Below are 22,257 nucleotides of genomic sequence, written 5' to 3' on the forward strand. Positions count from 1 at the left end.
ATGTCCGCACCACGGACGGGATACTCGCCCGACGAGATCCCCCTCACCCACCACCTCGTCGCGGCGCAGGCCGTGCGGACCCCGGGAGCGGTCGCCGTCGTCGACGGCCGTCAGACCATCGGCTACGCGGAGCTCGACCGCGCCGCCAACCAGCTCGCCCACCACCTGCGCGGGCTCGGCGCCGGACCCGACGTCCCGGTCGCCGTCTGCCTGCCCCGCGGCGCGGGACTGGTCACCGCGCTGCTCGCCGTCTGGAAGGCGGGCGCCGCCTACGTACCGCTCGACCCGGAGCAGCCGGCCGCCCGGCTGGCCTGGCTCATCAAGGACACCGGCGCCGAGGTGGTCGTCACCTCGGCCGACGCGGCCGACGCCGTGCTCGCCGTCGGCGCCCGCCCGGTCGTCCCGGCCGAACTCGGCGAGCACCTCGCCGCCCTGCCCGCCCACGCCCCCGAGACCGCCGTCGACCCCGCTTGCGCCGCCTACGTGCTGTACACCTCGGGCTCCACCGGCCGGCCCAAGGGCGTCGTCGTGGCCCACGCGGGCATCGGCAACCGGATCGGCTGGGCCGTCCGCAGCCTCGGGCTGACCGCCGCCGACCGGATCCTCGCCAAGACCGCGCCGACCTTCGACGCGCACTGCTGGGAGATCTTCGCCCCGCTCGTCAGCGGCGGCACCGTCGTCATCGCCCCGCCCGGCGCCGAGCGCGACCCGGCCGCCCTGGTGCGCGCCGTCGGCGACGGCGCGGTGACCGTGCTCCAGGTCGTCCCGTCCGTGCTGCGGACACTCGTCGAGGAGAGCGGCTGGGAGCGCTGCGACCGGCTGCGCGCCGTCACCTGCGCGGGGGAGCCCCTCCACGCCGAACTCGCCCAGCGACTGCGGGAGCTGTCCGCCGCCGAGCTGTGGAACACGTACGGGCCGACCGAGTGCTCCATCGACGTCGCCGCATACCGCTTCGACCCGGCGCAGACCTCCGGCCCGGTCCCCATCGGGCGCCCCATCGACGGCACCAGGCTCCTGGTCACCGACGCAGCCGGTTCCCCCGTCGGCGTGGGCACCCCCGGCGAACTGCACATCGGCGGCGTGGGCGTGGCCCGCGGCTACGCCGGGCGCCCCGGCCTCACCGCGGACCGCTTCGTGCCCGACCCCTACGCGAAGGACGGCTCGCGGCTGTACCGGACGGGCGACCGGGTCCGCTGGCGTGCCGACGGCGTCCTGGAGTTCCTGGGCCGCCTCGACGACCAGGTCAAGATCAACGGCGTCCGGATCGAGCCGGGCGAGGTCGAGGCCCAACTGGCGGCCCACCCCGCGGTCGCCGGTGCGGTCGTGACCGCGTACGCCCTTCCCGACGGGGCGAAGCGGCTGGCCGGCTACGTGCGGCTGCGCGACGGCGCCACCCTCCCCGACCTGCGCGGCTTCCTCCAGGAGCGGCTGCCCGCCACCCACATCCCCGGTGTCTTCGTCGAACTGGCCGCCTTCCCCCTCACCACCAGCGGCAAGGTCGACCGCCGGGCGCTGCCCGCCCCCGGCACCCAGCCCGACGCCCGTCACCGCGGCCCCGCCACCGCCGCCGAGCAGCTGGTGGCCGCGGTCTGGCAGGACGTCCTCGGCCGCGAGGAGGTCGGCCGCGACGACGACTTCTTCCAACTCGGCGGCACCTCCCTGCAGCTGACCCGGCTCGCCTCCCGGCTGCGCACCGCCTCCGGCCGCGACGTGCAACTGCGCAGGCTGTTCACCGCCACCACCGTCGCGGGGCAGGCCCTGCTCCTCGAACCCCCGGCCGAGCCCGGACCCCGGCGGGTGGAGCGCGGCGGCCCGCTGCCGCTCTCCTACGGCCAGCGCGGCCTGTGGTTCCTCGACCGGCTCGCCCCCGGCGGGACCGACTGGGTCTCCTGGACGGTCTTCGACGTCCCCGCCGAGGCCGGACACGGCCACGTCCAGCAGGCCGTCGACGCGCTGATCGCCCGTCACGAGATCCTGCGGACCCGGTACGTGGCGGGCGACGGCGAGCCCGCCCAGGTCGTCGAACCGGCGGCCCGGGTGGAGGTGCGCACCGCCACCGCGGCGCGCGGCGAGGTCGCCGGGCTGCTCGCGGCCGACCGGGCCGAGGGCTTCGACCTGGAGCGCGGCCCGCTGCTGCGCGCCCTCCTCGTCCGGACCGGCGACGGCGGGCAGCTGTTGGGCCTGGCCATGCACCACATCACCACCGACGGCTGGTCCAGCGGCGTTCTGGAGCGCGAGTTCGCCCTCCTCGTCACCGCCGCCGTACGTGGTGAGGAAGCCCGGCTGCCCGAACTCCCGGTCGGGTACGCCGACTACGCGGTCTGGCAGCGGGAGCGGCTCACGGAGGAGGCCCTCGCGCCGCGGCTCGCGCACTGGCGCCGCCGGCTGGAAGGGGCGCCCGAGTCGGCGCTGCCCACCGACCGGCCGCGTCCGGCAGTTCGCGACGGAAAGGGCGCCGCCGCCCTGTTCGACGTCCCCGCCGATGTGGTGGAGGGGCTCACCGCGCTCGGCAAGCGGCACGGTGCCACCCCCTTCATGACCCTGCTGACCGCGTACGCGACCGTCCTCGGCCGCAACAGCGGCCAGTGGGACCTGTCCATCGGCACCCCGGTGGCCGGGCGCGGCCTGCCCGAACTCGAAGGGGTCGTCGGCTTCTTCCTGAACAGCCTGGTGCTGCGCTGCCGCCTCTCCGGCCGGCTCACCTTCGCCCAGGCCCTCGACCTGGTCGCGGACACCGCCAAGGAGGCCTTCGCCCAGCCTGAACTGCCCTTCGAGCGGCTGGTGGAGGAGCTGGTCCCGGACCGGGACCTGTCGCGCACCCCGCTCTACCAGGTCGCCTTCGACCTGCACGGCGAGGAGTTCAACGGTCCGGTCCCCGCCGCCGGGGACGGCGCCGGCACCGAGGACCTCAAGGCGTCCTGGCACATCGCCCACACCGACCTGACGCTGATGATGCGGCCCGGCCCGGCCGGTTCCCTCTTCGGTGCCTTCGAGTTCGCGACCTCGCTCTTCGACGAGGCCACCGTCGAGCGGCTGGCCGGGCAGTTCACCCGGGTCCTCGCGGCCGTCGCCGCCGACCCCGGGACCCGGCTCGACGCCCTGGACCTCGCGGACGAGCGGGAGCGGGCCGACCTGGCGCGATGGAGCAGCGCCCCCGCGCTCCCGGCCGGCCTGACCGTGCCCGAGCTGATTGCCGCCCAGGCCGCCCGCACCCCCGGGGCGACCGCCGTGCGGGGCGACGGCTTCACCCTCACGTACGCCGAACTCGACGCCCGCGCCAACCGGATCGCGCACCGGCTGCGGGACCGGGGCGCCGGCCCCGAGTCGATCGTCGGCGTCCTGCTGGAGCGGGGCCCCGACCTGCACGCCGCACTCCTCGGCGTCTGGCGGGCGGGCGCCGCGTACCTGCCGCTCGACCCGGCGTTCCCCGCCGCCCGGATCGCCGCGATGCTGGACGCCGCGGGGGCCGGCACGGTCGTGACGCAGCGCGCGCACGCCGTCCACCTCGCCGGCGGCGCCCCGACCGTGGTCGACCTCGACGCCGAGCAGGGCCTCCTCGCGGGCCTTCCGGCGTCCGCCCCCGACGTCCCCGCGGACCAGGACCGGCTCGCGTACACGATCTTCACCTCGGGCTCGACCGGCACCCCCAAGGGCGTCGGCGTCCCGCACCGGGGCCTCGCCCACCACCTCGCCTGGGCCGCGCAGACCCTCGCCGGGGCGGGCGACGGCGGCAGCGCCGTGTTCTCCTCGGTCGCCTTCGACCTCGTCGTGCCGAACCTGTGGGCACCGCTGACGCGCGGGCAGAGTGTGCACCTGCTGCCGGCGGACCTGGATCTGGCGGAGCTCGGCAGGCGGCTCGCCGCCGGCGGCCCCTACAGCTTCCTGAAGCTGACCCCCGGCCACCTGGAGATCCTCGCCCACCAGCTGGACGACGACGAGGCCGCCGCGCTCGCCCCGGTCGTCGTGGTCGCGGGCGAGGCCCTCCAGGGCGCGCTCGCGGACCGCTGGGCCCGGATCCTCGGTCCCGGCGGGCTCGTCAACGAGTACGGCCCGACCGAGGCATCCGTCGGCACCTGCGTCCATCCGCTGACCGCCCCGGTCACGGACGGCGTCGTCCCGATCGGCTCCCCGCTGCCGGGCATGGTGATGCGGGTCCTCGACGCCGACCTGCGCGAGGTGCCCCTGGGCGCCACCGGCGAACTCCACGTCGGCGGCACCGGGGTGGCCCGCGGCTACCTCGGCCGGCCGGCCCTGACCGCCGACCGCTTCGTCCCCGATCCGTACGGCCCGGCGGGAGCCCGCCTCTACCGCACCGGCGATCTGGTGCGGTGGCTGCCCGGCGGCGCCGTGGACTTCCTCGGCCGGGGCGACGACCAGGTCAAGATCCGCGGCCACCGCATCGAGCTCGGCGAGATCCGCGCCGTCCTCGCCTCCCACCCGCGGCTGCGCGACGCCGTGGTGGTCACCCACCGGGCGGCCTCCGGCGAACTCGGCCTGGTCGCCTACACGGTGGCCGCGGACGACGAGCGCCCGCCGACCGGCGAGGAGCTGCGGGCCCACTGCGCCGGGCAGCTGCCGGACTACATGGTCCCGCCCGTGCTCCTCGCCGTACCGGAGATCCCGCTGAACGCCAACGGCAAGCTCGACCGGTCGGCGCTGCCCGACCCGGCGGCCCCGGACGGCTCCCCGGCCGACGGAACGGCCGCCGAGTGGAGCGTCGCCGGGCAGCGCATCGCCGAGATCTGGCAGGACGTCCTCGGCCGCGAGGCCGGCCCGCACGACCACTTCTTCCGCACCGGCGGCAACTCCATCCTCGCCATCCGCCTGATCGCCGAGCTCCAGGAGGAGTTCGACATCCACCTGCCGGTCCGCACGGTGTTCGAGCACCCGACCGTGGCGGGCCAGGCACAGGCGGTCGAGGACGCGATACGCGCCCAGATCGACGAGCTTTTCGACGAGGAGCAGCAGGCATGACCATCGAGCACGGGGCACAGCCGACGGCCCTCGGCGCGCAAGCCCGCGAGGAAATGCTGCGGCGCCGGCTCGCCGGCGGCCGCGGACCGGCCCGCGGCCGCGGGGTGATCCCCGCGGCGGACCGGTCCGGGCCGCTGCGGCTCTCGCCCGGCCAGCAGCAGATGTGGTTCCTGAACCGGCTGGAGCCGGAGAGCACCGAGTACCTGGTGCCGCTGGTGCTGCGGCTGCGCGGGACCCTGGACACGGCGGCGCTGGAGCGGGCCTTCGACGAGGTCTGCGCCCGCCACGAGATCCTGCGGACCCGCTACGCGACGGACGGCGCCGAGCCCGTACAGATCGTCGAGGCGGCCCGCCCGGCCGGCCTGCCCCTCCTGGACCTCCGGGCGGGGGAGGCCGGACAGGCCGGCCGGGGAGCGGACGGCGGCCCGGCCGCGGTCGAGCGCCTGGCGCACGCGGCGCTCGCCGCCGAGCTGGCGACGCCGTTCGACCTGGCGCACGACCTGCCGGTGCGCGGCCGCCTGTTGCGGCTGGCCGACGACGACCACGTCCTGGCCGTCGTCTTCCACCACATCGCCTGCGACGCCTGGTCGACGCAGCTCTTCGCCGGCGAGCTGTCCGCGCTCTACACGGCGCACGTCGAGGGACGCGAGGCCGGCCTGCCGGCGCCCTCGCTCCAGTACGCCGACTACGCCGCCTGGCAGCGGGCGGAGCTGACCGGGGCCCGGCTGGAGCGCCAGCTCGGCCACTGGCGGCGGGAGCTCGCCGGCATCGAGCCGGTGGAGCTGCCCACCGACCGGCCGCGGCCCGCCGTCCGCGACCACCGGGGCGCCGAGGAGCCCTGCCCGCTGCCGGAGGGCGTCGGGGAGCGGGTGCGGGCACTGGCCCTCGCCCACGACACGACCCCCTTCGCCGTGCTGCTGACGGCCTTCCAGGTGCTGGTGGCGCGCTACACCGGGCGCACCGACGTGCCCGTGGGCACCGTGGTCTCCGGAAGGACCCGGCCGGAGCTCCAGCGGTTGATCGGCTACGGCATCAACTCCCTGGTGCTGCGCGCCCGATGGACGGACGGGGCGAGCTTCGCCGAGCTCCTGGACCGGGCCCGCACCACCGTCCTCGACGCCTTCGACCACCAGGACGTGCCCTTCGCCCGGCTCGTGGACGAACTCCAGCCGCAGCGCGACCTCTCGCGCACCCCGCTGTACCAGGTGGGTTTCACCCTGCACGAGGACCGGCTGGCCGCCTTCGATCTGCCGGGGCTGACGGTCGAGCCGTTCCTGGACAGCGACGGGATCTCCAAGAACGAGCTGTCCCTGCGGGTGCGGGGGCGCGCCGACGGTGGTTTCGACGCCGAACTCCAGTACGCCACCGCACTGTTCGACGAGGAGACGGTGGGCCGGATGGCCCGGCACTTCGCCCGGCTCCTCGACGACGCCGTGCGCCGCCCGGACGTCCCCGTCAGCGACCTCGAACTCCTCGACCCCGCCGAGTACGCGGTGGTGACCGAGGCCGCTCCGGACGGGCCCGGCGCCGAGGAGACGGTGACCGCCTGCGTCCACGAGCTGTTCGAGCGGCAGGCCGACCGGACCCCCGACGCGACCGCCGTCGTCGCCGGCGCCGAGACGCTCACGTACCGGGAACTGGACGAGCGGGCCAACCGGATCGCCCACCACCTGCGCGCGCTCGGCGCCGGTCCGGAACAACTGGTCGGCCTCTGCCTGGAGCGCGGCCCGCTGCTGCTGCCCGCGCTGCTCGGCATCCTCAAGTCCGGCGCGGCCTACCTGCCGCTCGACCCGGCCAACCCCGGTGACCGGCTGGCGTACGTGGTCTCCGACGCCGGGGCCCGGCTCGTCGTGACCAGCACCGCGCTCGTCGCCGCACTGGACGGAGTCCATGACGGACCGCTCCTCGTCCTCGACGGAGACGGAGACGGAGACGGTGACGGCGGGGGCGCCGCGGCCGTCGCCGCCGCCCCGGCCCACCGGCCGGAGCCGTCCGCGACCCCGGACAACCTCATCTACACCATCTACACCTCGGGTTCGACCGGTCGCCCCAAGGGCGTCGCGCTCACCCACACCAACGTCGCCCGGCTGATGCGCACCGCGCGCGAGCGCTACGGCTTCGACGGCACCGACGTGTGGAGCATGGCCCACTCCTACGCGTTCGACGTCTCCGTCTTCGAGATGTGGGGCGCGCTCCTGCACGGCGGCACCCTCGTCGTCGTCCCGCACGGCGTGACCCGCTCCCCGGACGACTTCCTGGAGCTCCTCGCCGACACCGGTGTGACGGTGCTCAGCCAGACCCCGACGGCCTTCCGCTCGCTCGTCGCGGCCGCCGCCGACGGCGACCCGCGCATCGGACGCCTGGTGCTGCGGCACGTGGTGTTCGCGGGCGAGAAGCTGGAGGTCGCCGAAGTGCGGCCGTGGACCGACCGGATGGGCCTCGACGCGCCCGCCCTGATCAACATGTACGGCATCACCGAGACCACGGTCCACTCCACCTTCTACCGGGTCACCGCCGCCGACCTGGACCGGTCCGCTCCCAACCGGGTCGGCACCCCCCTGAGCGACCTGCGGATCCGGCTCCTCGACCAGACCGGCCGACTCGTGCCGGTCGGCGTGCCGGGCGAGATCCACGTCGCCGGGCCGGGCGTCGCCCGCGGCTACCTCGGCCGGCCGGCGCTGACCGCCGAACGCTTCGTGCCCGACCCGTACGGACCGGCCGGTGCGCGGATGTACCGCAGCGGCGACCTGGCCCGACGGCGGGCCGACGGCGGCCTGGAGTTCCTCGGCCGCATCGACCACCAGGTGAAGATCCGCGGCTACCGGATCGAGCTGGGCGAGATCGAGTCGGCCCTGGCCGCGCTCGACGGTGTGCGGCAGGCCGTCGTCGTCGTCCGCGAGGACACCCCCGGAGACCGCAGGCTCACCGGCTACGTCGTCCCCGAGGTCCCCGGCGCGACCGACGTCCGCGCGCTGCGGACGGCCCTGGGCCGCTCGCTGCCCGAGTACATGGTGCCGGCCGCGATCGCGGTCCTCGACGCCGTCCCGCTGACCACCAACGGCAAGCTGGACCAGCGGGCGCTGCCCGCGCCGGACGCCGCCGCCGGAACCGCCGGCCTGGACACCACCGCCCCGCGCACCCCCGTCGAGGAGCAGGTCGCCGCGGTCTGGTCGCAGGTCCTCGGCACCGGCCGGACCGGCGTGCACGCCGACTTCTTCGAGCTCGGCGGTGACTCCATCCGCGCCGTCGCCCTCGTCGGTGCCCTGCGCGCGGCCGGCTTCGACATCGCCGTCCGCGACGTCTTCGCCCACCGCACGGTCGCCGGCGTCGCCGAACTCGTCACCGGCCGGCCCGCCGCACCGGCGCAGACCCGGGTCGCGCCCTTCGAGCTGATCGGCGAGGCCGACCGGGCGCTGCTGCCCGCCGACGCCACCGACGCCTACCCGCTCTCGCAGAACCAGCTGGGCATGCTCATCGAGATGCTGACCGGCGACGGCGGGCGCAACCTCTACCACAACGTCTCCGCGTTCCGGATCCGCGACGAGCAGCCCTACGACCCCGCGGCGATGGCCGAGGCGGGGCGCGTCGTCACCGCGCGGCACGAGGCCCTGCGCACCTCCATGGACCTGACCGGCTACAGCACCCCGCTGCAGATCGTGCACGCCGGCGCCGAACTCCCCCTCGGCCACCAGGACCTGAGCGGTCGGGGCGCCGAGGAGGTGCGGGCGGAGCTGCTCGCCCACTCCGCGCGGGAGCGGGCCCGCCTCTTCGACCTCGGCACCCCGTCGCTGATGCGGTTCTTCGCCCATGTCACCGGGGACGGCGGCTGGTGGCTGTCGGTCACCGAGTGCCACCCGCTGCTGGAGGGGTGGAGCCACCACTCGCTGCTGATGGAACTGCTCACCGTCTACCGGGCGGTGCGCGACGGACGCGAGGTGGAGCCGTTCGACGCCCCCGACCTGCGGTTCGCCGACTTCGTCGCCGGCGAGCTGGCCGCCCTGGACAGCGCGGAGGACCGCGCCTACTGGAAGCACGTCGTCACCTCCCACGCGCCGTTCACGCTGCCCGCTCCCTGGCGTCCCGCGGCGGACGAGCCGGCCGGGACCGTGCAGCGGGCCACCGACTGGCGGGACCTGGAGCCCGCCCTGCGGGGCCTGGCGCAGAAGGCGGGCGGCTCCCTCAAGAGCGTGCTCCTCGCCGCGCACCTGAGCGTGCTGGCCCGGCTCACCGAGGAGGACTCCTTCCACTCCGGTCTGGTCTGCGACGCCCGCCCGGAGGCCGTCGGCGCCGACCGCGTCCTCGGCATGTACCTCAACACCCTGCCGTTCGTCATGGACCGCACCGCGGGCACCTGGCGGACGCTGGTCCGCCGGGTCTTCGACCGCGAGGCCGGCCTGTGGGCGCACCGCCGCTTCCCGCTCCCCGCCATCCAGAGCGCCTGGGGCGACGGCGGACGGCTCCTGGAGGTGTACTTCAACTACCAGGACTTCCGGCAGGTCGACCCCGAGACGGTCGACCACACCGAGGGCCTCGACGACAGCCCCACCGAGTTCCCGCTGACCGTCTCCGCACGGTCCGGCCACATCTTCCTCACCGCGTCCCGCCAGGCGCTCTCCGACGACGCCCTCGACCGGCTGGCCGCCCTGTACCGGGCGGTGCTCGAGTCGATGGCGGCCGACCCGGACGGGGACGCCCGGGCCGACCTGCTGCCCGCGCCGGAGCGCGCCCTGCTCCTCGGCGACTGGGCGCACACCCCGGGGGAGCCCGCCGGGGCGTGCGTGCCCGAACTCCTCGCGGCCCGGGCCGCCCGTACCCCCGACGCGCCCGCCGTGGTCGCCGACGGGGCGGTCCTCGACCACGCGGGGCTGGCCCTGTGGTCCGCCCGGATCGAACAGGCCCTGCGCGGCGCCGGTGTCGGCGCGGGCCCGGAGCAGAGCGTCGTGGGCGTCCTGCTCGACCGCACGCCGGAGCTGCTGCCCGCGCTGACCGGCACCTGGCGGGCCGGCGCCGCGTACGTGCCGATGGACACCTCCTGGCCGGCCGAGCGGCTGCGCGCGGTCCTCGCCGACGCCGGTGCGCCCGTGCTGCTGACGGACACGGCCCACGCGGAGCTCGCCGCCCGGGTCTTCGACGGCCCGGTGCTCCTCGTGGACGGGGAACTCCCCCCGGCGGCCGAGGAGTCCACCGCCGGCCGGGCGGGCACCGATCCGGACAGCCTGGCGTACGTCATCTACACCTCCGGCTCCACCGGCCGGCCCAAGGGTGTCCAGATCTCGCACCGCAGCCTTGCCGGATACCTCGCCTTCGCGGTCGACGACTACCTCGGCGCCGGCCCCTCCACGAACGCCCCGCTGTTCTCCTCGGTCGCCTTCGACCTCGTCGTGCCCACGCTGTACGCCCCGCTCCTCGCGGGCGGCGCCGTGCACCTCTTCGGCCCCGGCCGCGACCTGTCCGAGCTGGGTGACTGGCTCGTCGGCTCCGGCCCGTACGGCTTCGTCAAGCTCACCCCCGGACACCTGGAGATGCTCGCCCACCAGCTGACCGACGGCCGCGCCGAGGGCCTGACCCCCGTCCTCGTCGTCGGCGGTGAGGCCCTCCCCACCCGGGCCGCCGCGCACTGGTGCGCCGCGCTCGGCGGCGGCCGGGTCGTCAACGAGTACGGGCCCACGGAGATCACCGTCGGCAACAGCGTGTACCGCGTCACCGCGGCGCACACCCCCGAGGGCGAGACCGTGCCCGTCGGGCGCCCCGTCCCGGGCACCTGCCAGTACGTCCTGGACGGCCGGATGCGGCCCGTGCCCACCGGGGTCACCGGCGAGCTGTACATCGGCGGGCCCGGCCTCGCCCGCGGCTACGCGGGCCGCCCCGGGGCGACCGCCGACCGCTTCGTCCCCGACCCGTACGGCCCGGCGGGAGCCCGCCTCTACCGCACCGGCGACCTCGCACGGGTCCTGTTTGGCGGCGACGTGGAGTTCCTCGGCCGCGGTGACGACCAGGTCAAGGTCCGCGGCCACCGCGTCGAACCCGCCGAGATCGACGCGGTCCTCGGCGCCCATCCCGCAGTCGCCGAGGCCCGTACCGTGGTCCGCGAGGACACCCCGGGCGACCGCCGCCTCGTGGCGTACCTCGTCGCCTCCGACGGGACCACCGGTGCCGACGGTCCCGACGCCGCGCAGCTGCGCGCGCACTGCGCGGCGCTGCTGCCCGACCACATGGTCCCCGCGGCCTTCCTGACCCTCGACCGGCTGCCGCTGACCCCCAACGGAAAGCTGGACCGGCGGGCCCTGCCCGCCCCGGCCGCGACCGACCGCGCCACCGCCTTCACCGCCCCGCGCACCGCTGCGGAGGAGAAGGTCGCCGCCGTGTGGGGCGCCGCCCTCGGCACCGCGCGCATCGGCGTCCTGGACAGCTTCTTCGACCTGGGCGGCGACTCCATCAAGGCCGTCGGCCTGGTCGGCGCGCTGCGCACCGCCGGGTACGACGTCACGGTTCGCGACGTCTTCGAGAGCCGGACGGTCGCCGCGCTCTGCGAACGGCTCACCGGCCGCCCCGCGCCCACCGGGGCCCTGCCCGCCGTCGCCCCGTTCGCCCTGCTGACCGAGGCGGACCGGGCGGCCCTGCCCGCCGGCCTCGCCGACGCCTACCCGCTCTCGCTCAACCAGCTCGGCATGGCCGTCGAGAGCATCACCGGCGACGGCCCCCACCACTACCACGACGTCACCTCGTTCCTGCTGCGCGACGAGCGGCCGTTCGACGCCGCCGTGTTCCGGGAGGCGCTGCGGACGGTCGTGGCCCGCCACGACATCCTGCGCACCTCCTTCGACCTGACCGCCTACTCGGTGCCGCTCCAGCTGGTGCACGCCGAGCCCGCCGTCCCCTGCGGGCTGACCGACCTGTCCGGGCTCGACGAGGACGGCCGCCGCGACGCGCTCGCCGCCTTCACCGCCGCCGAGCGCTCCACCCCCTTCGACCTGGCGTCGGACGGACCGCTGTTGCGCGTGCACGTCCACGTCCAGGGGGAGGACTCCTGGCGCTGCTCCTTCACCAAGCACCACGCGATCCTGGAGGGCTGGAGCTACCACGCCCTGCTCGCCGAACTCGTGGACCACTACCGGGCCCTGCGGGACGGCCGGGAGCCGGTCGCCGTGAGCGCCGAGCCGCCCGCGCTCCGCTACGCCGACGCCGTCGCCGCCGAACTCACCGCGCTCGACTCGGCGGAGGACCGCGCCTACTGGGCGTCCGTCGTCGGCGGACGCAGCGGCTTCGCACTGCCGTCCGCCTGGGCCGGGGACACCTCGGCCCCTGCCCGGCCGGTCGCCTCCGGGTGCTCGTACGCCGACCTCACCCCGGGGCTGCGCGCCCTGGCCGCCGACGCCGGCGTGCCGCTCAAGAGCGTGCTGCTCGCCGCCCACCTGACGGTCCTCGGCCGGCTCACCGACGAGACGGAGTTCTTCACCGGTCTCGTCGGCCACACCCGCCCGGAGGCCCCCGGCGCTGACCGGCTCCTCGGCATGTACCTCAACACGCTGCCGTTCCCCTCGGAGCCGGCCCCGGCCACCTGGGGCGAGCTCGCCCGGCGGGTCTTCGCCCGGGAGACCGAGGCCTGGCCGCACCGGACCTACCCGATGCCCGCGATCCAGAGCGAGTGGGGCGGCGGGCGCCGTCTCGTCGACGTGCTCTACAGCCACCTCGACTTCGACGCGGCCGGCCACGACAGCGCCGAGGACGAGGGCAACGGCATCAACAGCAGCTCCACCGAGTTCTCGCTCTGGGTCACCACCCTCGCCGGAGTGGTCAGCCTGCGCTCCGACACCCACGCGCTGTCGCAGGACCGCGCCGACGTGATGGCCGCGATGTACCGCTCGGTCCTGGAGTCGATGGCCGCGACCGGTGCCGCCGGACCGGCCCGCGCGGACCACCACCTGCCGGCCGGGGAACTGGACCGTGAGGTAGGGGAGTTCAGCGGCGCGGCCACGGAGGCCGCGGCCCCTGTCACCACCGTGCACGGCGAGTTCGAGGCGCGCGCCGCCGAGACGCCGGACGCCGTCGCCCTGACCGAGGACCGTCCCGCCGGCCCCGACGGGACCGGTGGGTCCACCGGCCTCGCCCTCACCTACGCCCGACTGGACGCCCGCGCCACCGCCGTCGCCGACGGCCTGGCGCGCGCCGGGGTCGTCCCGGGCGCGGTCGTCGGCGTCTGCCTGGAGCGCTCCGCCGCCCTGGTCGCCGTCCTCCTCGGCGTCCTCAAGGCGGGCGCGGCCTATCTGCCGCTCGACCCCGAGTACCCGGCGGAGCGACTCGCCTTCCTGGCCTCCGACGCGCGTGCCGCCGCCCTGGTCACCACCACCGGCCTGGCGGACCGGGTGCCTGGCTGGACGGGCCCGGTGCTGTACGCGGACACCCTCCCGGAGCCCGCCGCCGGCCGGCCCGGCGCCCCGGTGGGACCCGAACACCTCGCGTACGTGATGTCCACCTCGGGCTCCACCGGAACCCCGAAGGCCGTCGCCGTCCCGCACCGGGCCGTCGTCCGGCTCGTCCGGGACGCCGCCCACCTGGCGCTCGGCGCCCGCACGAGGTTCGCGCACGCCAGCTCCATCTCCTTCGACGCCGCCACCCTGGAACTGTGGGGTCCGCTCCTGAACGGCGGCCGGATCGTGGTCCTCGACCGCGAGACCGTCCTGGACCCGCAGTCGCTCTCCACCGCGCTGCGCACGCACGGCGTCACCCACCTGTGGCAGACCGCCTCGCTGTTCAACCACACCGTGGCGCGCGTCCCGGACGCCGTCGCCGGTGTCGGCACCGTCCTGATCGGCGGCGAGGCCCTGGACCCGGTCACGGTCCGCGCCGTCCTCGCGGGCGGCGCCCCCGGCCGGCTCCTCAACGGCTACGGGCCGACCGAGAACACCACCTTCTCCACCACCCACCACATCACCGCCCTCGCCCCCGACGCGGCCTCGGTACCGATCGGCACCCCGATCCCGCGCAGCCGGGCGTACGTCGTCGACGCCGCGCTGCGGCCCGTCGCCACCGGTGTCCCGGGCGAACTCCTGGTCGGCGGCGCGGGTCTCGCCCACGGCTACCTGGGCCGCCCCGCGCTGACCGCGGACCGGTACGTCCCCGACCCGTTCGGCCCGCCCGGCTCCCGGCTCTACCGGACCGGGGACGTGGTGCGCCGGCTCGCCGACGGAACCCTCGAATACCGGGGCCGCGCCGACCAGCAGGTCAAGCTGCGCGGCTACCGCATCGAACTCGGCGAGATCGAGGCCCGCCTGGCCGCCCACCCGGGTGTCGCCCAGGCCCGGGTGGTGCTCCGCGAGGACACCCCCGGCGAGCGCAGGATCGTCGCGTACGCCGTCCCCGGCGGCGCGCACCTGCCGCCCGCCGCCGAGCTGCGCGACCACCTCGCGCGGGAGCTGCCCGCGTACATGCTGCCCGAGGCCTGCGTGGAGCTGGAGCGGATCCCGCTCACCGGCAACGGCAAGCTCGACCGGGACGCGCTGCCGCTGCCCGCCGACTCCGACCGGGCGATCGGCGCCACGGGCGGCATCGCCCCCCGGACGCCGGTCGAGGCGCGGCTGGCGGAGATCTGGGCCGACACGCTCGGCCTGGAGCCCCACCGGTTCGGTGTCGAGGACGGCTTCTTCGACCTCGGCGGCGACTCCATCCGCGCCGTCGCCCTGGTCGGTGCCGTCCGGGCGGCCGGGTTCGACGTCTCCGTACGCGACCTGTTCGCCCGGCGCACGATCGCCGGGATCGCCGAGCTGATCACCGGCCGGCCCGCTCCGGCCGCCCCCGCGGGCTCGGTGCAGCCGTTCGCCCTGCTGTCCGAGGCGGACCGGGCGGCCCTGCCCGACGGCCTCGACGACGCGTACCCGATGACCCAGGTGCAGACCGGCATGGTCGTCGAGATGCTCGCCGGACCGCCCCCGGGCGGGGACGGCGGCGCGGCCTACCACCATGCCGCGCTCTACCGGGTCCGGGACGCCGCGGAGTTCGACGCGGTGGCCCTGCGGCGCGCCGTGGCCGTGGTCGCGGCCCGCCACGACGTGCTGCGCACCTCCTTCGACCTCACCACCTTCTCCGTACCGGTCCAGCTCGTCCACGCCGAGGCGGATGTCGACGTGACCGTGCGCGACCTGTGCGAGGCGGGGGAGCCGGGCGCGCGGCGCCGGGAGGCGCTGGAGGCCTTCCTCGCCGACGAGCGCGCCACGCTCTTCGACGTGGAGGCCGGCCGGCCGCTGTGGCGGGTCTGCGCCCACACCGAGGAGGACGGCTGGTGGCTGGGCCTGACCCAGTCCCACGCCGTCACCGAGGGCTGGAGCCAGCACGCGATGCTGATGGAGATCATCGGCGCCTACGCGCAGCTGCGCGACGGCCGCGAGCAGGCCGCGCCGCCCCCGGCCGCGGTCCGCTTCGCCGACACCGTGGCGGCGGAGCTGGACGCGCTCGCTTCGGAACGGGACCGGGCGTTCTGGCGGGACACCGTCTCCCGCCACCCGCGGCTCGTCCTGCCGGCCGCCTGGCAGGCGCCCTCGCACGAGGCGGACGAGAGCTACGACCTGTCGGTGCCGCTGCGCGACCTGGAGCCGTCCCTGCGCGCCCTGGCGTCCGCCGCCGGGGCCTCCCTCAAGAGCGTGCTGCTCGCCGCCCACCTGTCGGTGCTGGCCCGGCTCACCGACGAGGAGACCTTCCAGACCGGTCTGATCTGCGACACCCGCCCCGAGGCCGTCGGCGCCGACCGGGTGTACGGCATGTACGTCAACACCCTCCCCTTCCCGTACGAGCGGACCGCCCGCACCTGGCGGGAGCTGGTCGGCGCGGTCTTCGCGCGGGAGACCGCGATGTGGGAGCACCGCCGCTTCCCGCTCCCGGAGATCCAGCGGGAGGCGGGCGGCGACCGCCTCATCGACGTGATCTTCAACTACCAGAACTTCCACGTCGTGGACGAGGGGGCGGTGGACGTCGCCACCACGCTGGGCGCGGGCGCCACCGAGTTCGACCTGGAGGTGAACACCTCCGGCGAGGGCCTGACGCTCAAGACCCGCACCGGGATCGTCTCCCGCGAGCGCGGCGACGCGCTCGCGCAGATGTACCGCACCGTCCTGGAACGGATGGCCGCCGACCCGGACGGCGACGCCGGGGCAGCCCTGCTCGCCCAGGCCGACCGGGAGCGGCTCGCGGCGTGGAACCGGACGGACACCGAACCCGTGACCCTCGCCCCGGAGCGGGAGTTCGCCCGGCACGCTGCCCTGACCCCCGGCCGGACCGCGCTGACGGCCGACGGGGTGAAGCTCACGTACGGCGGGCTCAACGCCCGGGCCAACCGGCTCGCGCACCGGCTGCGCGCCCTGGGCGTCGGCCCGGACACCCTGGTCGGCCTGCGGGCCGAGCGGTCGGCACGAACGGTCGTCGCCGTCCTCGCCGTGCTGAAGGCGGGCGGCGCCTACCTGCCGCTCGACCCGGCGTACCCGGCCGAGCGGCTCGGCTTCCTGATCGCGGACGCCGGAGTGCGGCTGCTGCTCACCGAGGACGGACCGGACGCGCAGGCGGCGCAGGGCCGCCCGGCGGAGGTCTCGCTCGACGGGATCCTGGACGAGGTCCCGGCCGCGCCGTGGGCGGGCCTGCCCGACACCGACCCGGAGCCGACGGCGGACCCGGACAACCTCGCGTACGTCATCTACACCTCCGGCTCCACCGGCCGGCCCAAGGGCGTGCAGGTGCCCCGCGGCGGCATGGGCAACCACCTGATGGCCAAGATCGAGGACCTCGACCTCACCCCGTGGGACAGCGTGGTCCACAACGCCCCGCTCGCGTTCGACATCTCGGTGTGGCAGATGCTCGCCCCGCTCGCCGCGGGCGGCCGGATCCACGTCGAGGACCGGGACACGGCGGCCGACCCGCTGGAACTGTTCCCACGCGCCGCCGCGGAGCGGGTCACCGTCCTCGAAGTCGTACCCGCGCTGCTGCGGGCCGCGCTCGACGCCTGGGACACCGGCGCCCTCGCGCTCGAACTGCCCTTCCTGCGCTGGATGGTGGTCACCGGGGAGGCGCTGCCGCCGGACCTCGCCCGCCGCTGGTTCGCCCGCTTCCCGGGCATCCCGCTCGTCAACGCCTACGGACCCACCGAGTGCTCCGACGACGTCACCCACGCCAGGATCGGCTCCGGCGACCCGATCGGGAGCCTGCGGGTCACCATCGGCCACCCGGTGCGCAACACCCGCCTCCACGTGCTCGACCGGAGGCTCGAACCGGTACCGGTCGGCGCGCCCGGTGAGCTGTACGTCGCCGGAGCCGGGGTGACCCGCGGCTACGGCGGCCGCCCCGGCCTGACCGCCGAGAAGTTCCTCCCGGACCCGTTCGGCCCGGCCGGCTCCCGGCTCTACCGCACGGGCGACGTCGCGGCCTGGAACGCCGACGGCAGCCTGGAGTTCCTGGGCCGCGTCGACCACCAGGTCAAGATCGGCGGCGTCCGCATGGAACTCGGCGAGATCGAGGCCCTGCTGACCGAACGGCCGGACGTGTCCGCGGCCGTCGCCGCGGTCCGCGAGGACGTCCCGGGCGTGCGGCGCCTGGTGGCGTACCTGGTGCCCGCCGCCGGCGCCGAACCGCAGCCGGCCGGGCTCCGCGCCGAGCTCGGCACGTTCCTGCCCGCGGCGATGGTGCCCTCGGCCGTGGTGCTCCTGGACGCCCTGCCGCTGACCCCGAACGGCAAGGCCGACCGCAAGGCGCTGCCCGCCCCGGAGGCCGATGCCACGGGCGGCGGGACCGCTCCCCGCACTCCCGCGGAGGCTGCCGTCGCCGAGCTGTGGGCGCGGGTCCTCGGTGTCGCCGAACCGGGCGTCGAGGACGACTTCTTCGACTCCGGCGGCGACTCCCTGCGGGCCGTGGCCCTGGTGGGAGCGCTGCGGGGCGCGGGCCACCGCGTCTCGGTGCGGGACGTGTTCACGCACCGCACGATCGCCGCGCTCGCCGTCCACACCGCCCCCGCGGACCCGGCCGGTCCGGCGGGTACCGCGACCGTGCCGACCGGGGTCGCGCCGTTCGCGCTGCTCGACGCCGCCGACCGGGCCGCACTGCCCGTCGACGCCGTCGACGCCTACCCGTTGTCGCAGACGCAGCTCGCCATGGTGGCCGAGCAGCTCGGTGACACCGACCGGGGCGCCTACCACACCGTGGTCAGCCTGCGGTACCACGACGACGGCCCGTTCAGCGCCCAGGCCCTCGAACAGGCCGTACGGACCGTCACCGCCCGGCACGAGGTCCTGCGCACCTCGATGCGGATCACCGGATACTCGGTGCCGCTCCAGGTGGTGCACGCCGACGCCGAGGTGCCGGTCGCCGTCCACGACCTGCGCGGTCTGGACCGTACCGAACTGGAGCGGGCCCTCCTGGAGTTCGTCGCCGCCGAGCGCGCCGCGCTGTTCGAGCTCGGCACGGCGCCGCTGCTGCGGGTCGCCGCGCACCGGGAGAGCGAGAGCACCTGGTGGATGACCTTCACCCAGTCCCACGTGATCCTGGAGGGCTGGAGCCAGCACACGCTCCAGCGCGAACTCCTCGACGCCTACCGGGAGATCCGCGACGGCGGCGCCGCCGCCCCGTACCCGCAGACACCGGTGCGGTTCGCGGACGTGATCGCCGGCGAGCTGGAGTCGCTGGAGTCGGCCGCCGACCGGGCCTTCTGGGAGAAGGTCGCCACCGGGCACGCGCCGCTGGTACCGCCCGCCGAGTGGGCGGGCGACCCGTCGCGGCCGGCGCAGCCGTACGGCGTCCAGGTCCCGGTCGACGGCCTCGCCGACCGGCTGCGCGCCCGCGCCGTCGAGGCCGGGGTGCCGTTCAAGACGGTGATGCTCGCCGCCCACCTGAAGGTGATGGGCCAGCTCACCGACGCGGACGCCTTCCACACCGGGGTGGTCTTCCACACCCGGCCGGAGGCCCCCGGTGCGGAGCGGCTGGTCGGCATGCTGCTGAACACCCTGCCGTTCCCGCACGACCGCACGGCCCGCACCTGGGGCGCGCTGCTGCGCCAGGTGTTCGCGCGGGAGGCCGAGATCTGGGACCACCGCCGCTACCCGCTGCCGGCCGTGCAGCGGGAGTGGGGCGGCGGCCGCCGCCTGCTCGACGTCCACTTCAACTACGTGGACTTCCACCAGGTGGACACCGGGCGCGTGGACGGTTCGGCGGGCGTCAGCGAGGCACCGACCGAGTTCGGGCTCTCCGTGCAGGTGCACGGCGCCTCCCGGATCTCCCTGCACTCCGACACCCGGCTGCTCGACCGGGCCCACGCGCAACGGCTGGCGGGCATGTACCGCTCGGTCCTGGAGGCGATCGCCGCCGGCCTCGACGGCGACGCCCGTACCGTCCACCTCCCGGAGGGCGAACGCGAACGGCTCCTCGGCTCCGCGTCGAGCGGCCCGGCGGCCGAGCCCGCCACCCACCTCGTCCACCAGCTGTTCGAGGCCCAGGCGGCGGCGACGCCCGACGCGGTCGCGGTCCGCGCCCACGACGGCACGCTGACCTACCGGGAGCTCAACGAGCGCGCCAACCGGCTCGCCCACCTCCTGCGGGCCAAGGGCGTGGTCCCCGAGCAGCTGGTCGGCCTCTGCCTGGAGCGCGGCGTCGACGTGATCCCGGCGCTGCTCGGCATCCTCAAGTCCGGTGCGGCCTACCTGCCGCTCGATCCGGCCAACCCGGTGGAGCGGCTCGGCCACATCGTCGCCGACGCCGGGGCCCGGCTGCTCGTCACCGGCACGGAGCTGGTCCCGCTGCTGGACAAGGTGTACGAGGGCGAGCGGATCCTCATGGCGGACGCGGCCGACGGGAAGGGCCTGCCGGCCCACGACCCGGAGCCGGTCTCCGTCCCGGAGAACCTGATCTACACCATCTACACCTCCGGTTCGACCGGCCGCCCCAAGGGCGTGGCCCTCACCCACGCCAACGTGGTACGGCTGATGACGACGGCCCAGGAGCACTACGCCTTCGACGAGTCGGACGTGTGGAGCATGGCCCACTCCTACGCCTTCGACGTGTCCGTCTTCGAGATGTGGGGCGCACTCCTGCACGGCGGCACCCTGGTCGTCGTACCGCGGGAGACCACCCGCTCGCCGGAGGACTTCCTGGACCTGCTGGTCGACGAGGAGGTCACCGTCCTCAGCCAGACCCCGACCGCCTTCCGGGGCCTGGTGTCGGCCGCCGCGGACGGCGACCCGCGGATCGGACGGCTGTCCCTGCGGGCCGTGGTGTTCGCCGGGGAGAAGCTGGAGATCGGCGAGCTGAAGCCGTGGGTCGACCGGTGCGGGCTGGGCCGTACGGCGCTGGTGAACATGTACGGGATCACCGAGACCACCGTGCACTCCACCTACCACCGGCTCACGAAGCGCGACTTCGCGGACGGCGCCGGGAACGCGATCGGGCGCCCGCTGAGCGACCTGACGATCCACCTGCTCGACGCGTCGGGCGACCTGGTGCCGATCGGGATCGCCGGCGAGATCCACGTCGGCGGTCCGGGGGTGGCCCGCGGCTACCTCGGCCGGTCCGCCCTCACGGCCGACCGCTTCGTGCCGGACCCGTTCGGCCCGCCCGGCGCCCGGCTCTACCGCAGCGGCGACCTGGCCCGGCGGCGTCCCGACGGCAGCCTGGAGTTCGTGGGCCGCATCGACCACCAGGTCAAGATCCGCGGCTACCGCGTGGAGCCGGGCGAGACCGCCGCCGTACTGCTGGAACACCCGGCGGTGCGCCAGGCGGTGGTCGTGGCCCGCGAGGACAGGCCCGGGGACGTCCGCCTGGCGGCGTACTGGGTCCCGCGCGAGCCGGACGGCGGCGCGGACGCGGCGGTGCTCGCCGCGCACTGCGCGGCCGGGCTGCCGGAGTACATGGTGCCGGCGAGCTTCACACCGCTGGACGCGATCCCGCTGACCCCGAACGGCAAGCTGGACCAGCGCGCCCTCCCCGTCCCCGACGCGGCGGCCGCGGCCCGCGCGGTCGCGTACTGCGCCCCGCGCACCGAGGCCGAGGAGACCCTGGCGGCGCTGTTCGCCGAGGCACTGGGCCTCGACCGGGTCGGCCGTGACGACGGCTTCTTCGCCCTGGGCGGCCACTCCCTGCTGGTTCCCCGCCTGATCGTCGAGGCCCGCGAGCGCGGCCTTCCGGTCACGGCCCTCCTGATCTACCGCCACCCGACGGTCGCGGCACTGGCCCGGGCGACGTCGACCGGACCGGCGCCCACCCCGTCCACCCCGTCCACCCCGTCCGCCCCGTCCGCCCCGGCGGCGGCCCCCGCGCGGCGCGCGGTCGGCGAGGGCCGGCGGCCGGGGGAGGTGGAGCGGTTGATGCGGCGGCACGGTGTGCCCGGGGTGTCGTTGGCCGTCGTCGAGGGCGGGCGCGTGGCGCGCGTCGAGGCGTACGGGGTCCTACGGGCCGGGGAGAGCGAGCCGGTCACGGCCTCGACGCCCTTCCGCGTGGGGTCGGTGTCGAAGTTCGTCACCGCGCTCGGGGCGCTCCGGCTCGTCGAGGACGGGCTCCTGACCCTCGACGGGGACGTCAACGACCGGCTGACCGGCTGGCGGGTCCCCGGCCAGGGCGACGGCGAACGGCCGGTCACCCTACGGCAGTTGCTCAGCCACCGGGCCGGCCTGACCGCCTACACGGGCGAGCCGGGGCAGCCCCTCGCGGATCTGCTGCGGGAGCACGTGCGCCGGGAGTCCGTTCCCGGGGAGGTGTTCCGCAGCACCGACGCCAACTACGCCGTCGTGCAGCAGTTGGTGGAGGACGTGACGGGCGAGCCCTTCGACACGGTCCTGCGCCGCCTGGTCCTGGAGCCGCTCGCCATGCACTCCAGCGGTTACGGGAACCTCCCCGCCACCGCGGCGGCCGGTCACGACGACGGCGGCCGTCCGGTCCAGCGGGCCGGGGCGGCCGGGCACGGCCGGACCGACACCGCGGCCGCCGGGCTGTGGAGCACCGCGGGCGACCTGGCCCGCGCGCTCCTCGCGCTGCGCGACTCCCACCAGGGGCTCCCCGGGGCGCTGCTCACCCGTGAGTCCGCGGCGGAGATGCTCGCCGCCCACCCGGACTCGCTCTACGGACTCGGCACGCTCGTCGACGGCACCGGCTCCGACACGGAGTACGGACACGGCGGCACCGTGCCCGGCTACCACGCCGTCGCCGCGGCCGGCCTCGCCCGGGGCAGCGGCCTGGTCGTCCTGACCAACGCAGACACCGGACCGCACGTCGTCAGGGCGCTGTCGGCCGAACCCGGCCACCAGGCCTGAACCCCTCGCTTCCTCA

Annotated in this window: 2 protein-coding genes; both read left to right on the forward strand. The window is 75.7% G+C overall.

Features of this window, described 5'->3' with window-relative positions:
- The gene (locus ACFU7Y_RS00270) at positions 1 to 4,974 is read left to right on the forward strand and encodes an amino acid adenylation domain-containing protein (protein WP_380765705.1); all 4,974 of its coding nucleotides are present in this window, start codon (positions 1 to 3) and stop codon (positions 4,972 to 4,974) included.
- On the forward strand, positions 4,971 to 22,241 hold the full coding sequence (locus ACFU7Y_RS00275) for an amino acid adenylation domain-containing protein (RefSeq protein ID WP_380765706.1): 17,271 nt from the start codon (positions 4,971 to 4,973) through the stop codon (positions 22,239 to 22,241). The genes ACFU7Y_RS00270 and ACFU7Y_RS00275 overlap by 4 nt, the downstream gene beginning before the upstream one ends.
- The last annotated feature ends 16 nt before the right edge of the window (positions 22,242 to 22,257 follow it).

Origin of the sequence: Kitasatospora sp. NPDC057542 (assembly GCF_042801945.1) — a bacterium.
Lineage (GTDB): Bacteria > Actinomycetota > Actinomycetes > Streptomycetales > Streptomycetaceae > Kitasatospora.

Bases quoted from the DNA above. Each gene is read 5' to 3' on its own strand.
- ACFU7Y_RS00270 (WP_380765705.1), top strand. From the start codon at position 1: ATGTCCGCACCACGGACGGGATACTCGCCCGACGAGATCCCCCTCACC.
- ACFU7Y_RS00275 (WP_380765706.1), top strand. From the start codon at position 4,971: ATGACCATCGAGCACGGGGCACAGCCGACGGCCCTCGGCGCGCAAGCC.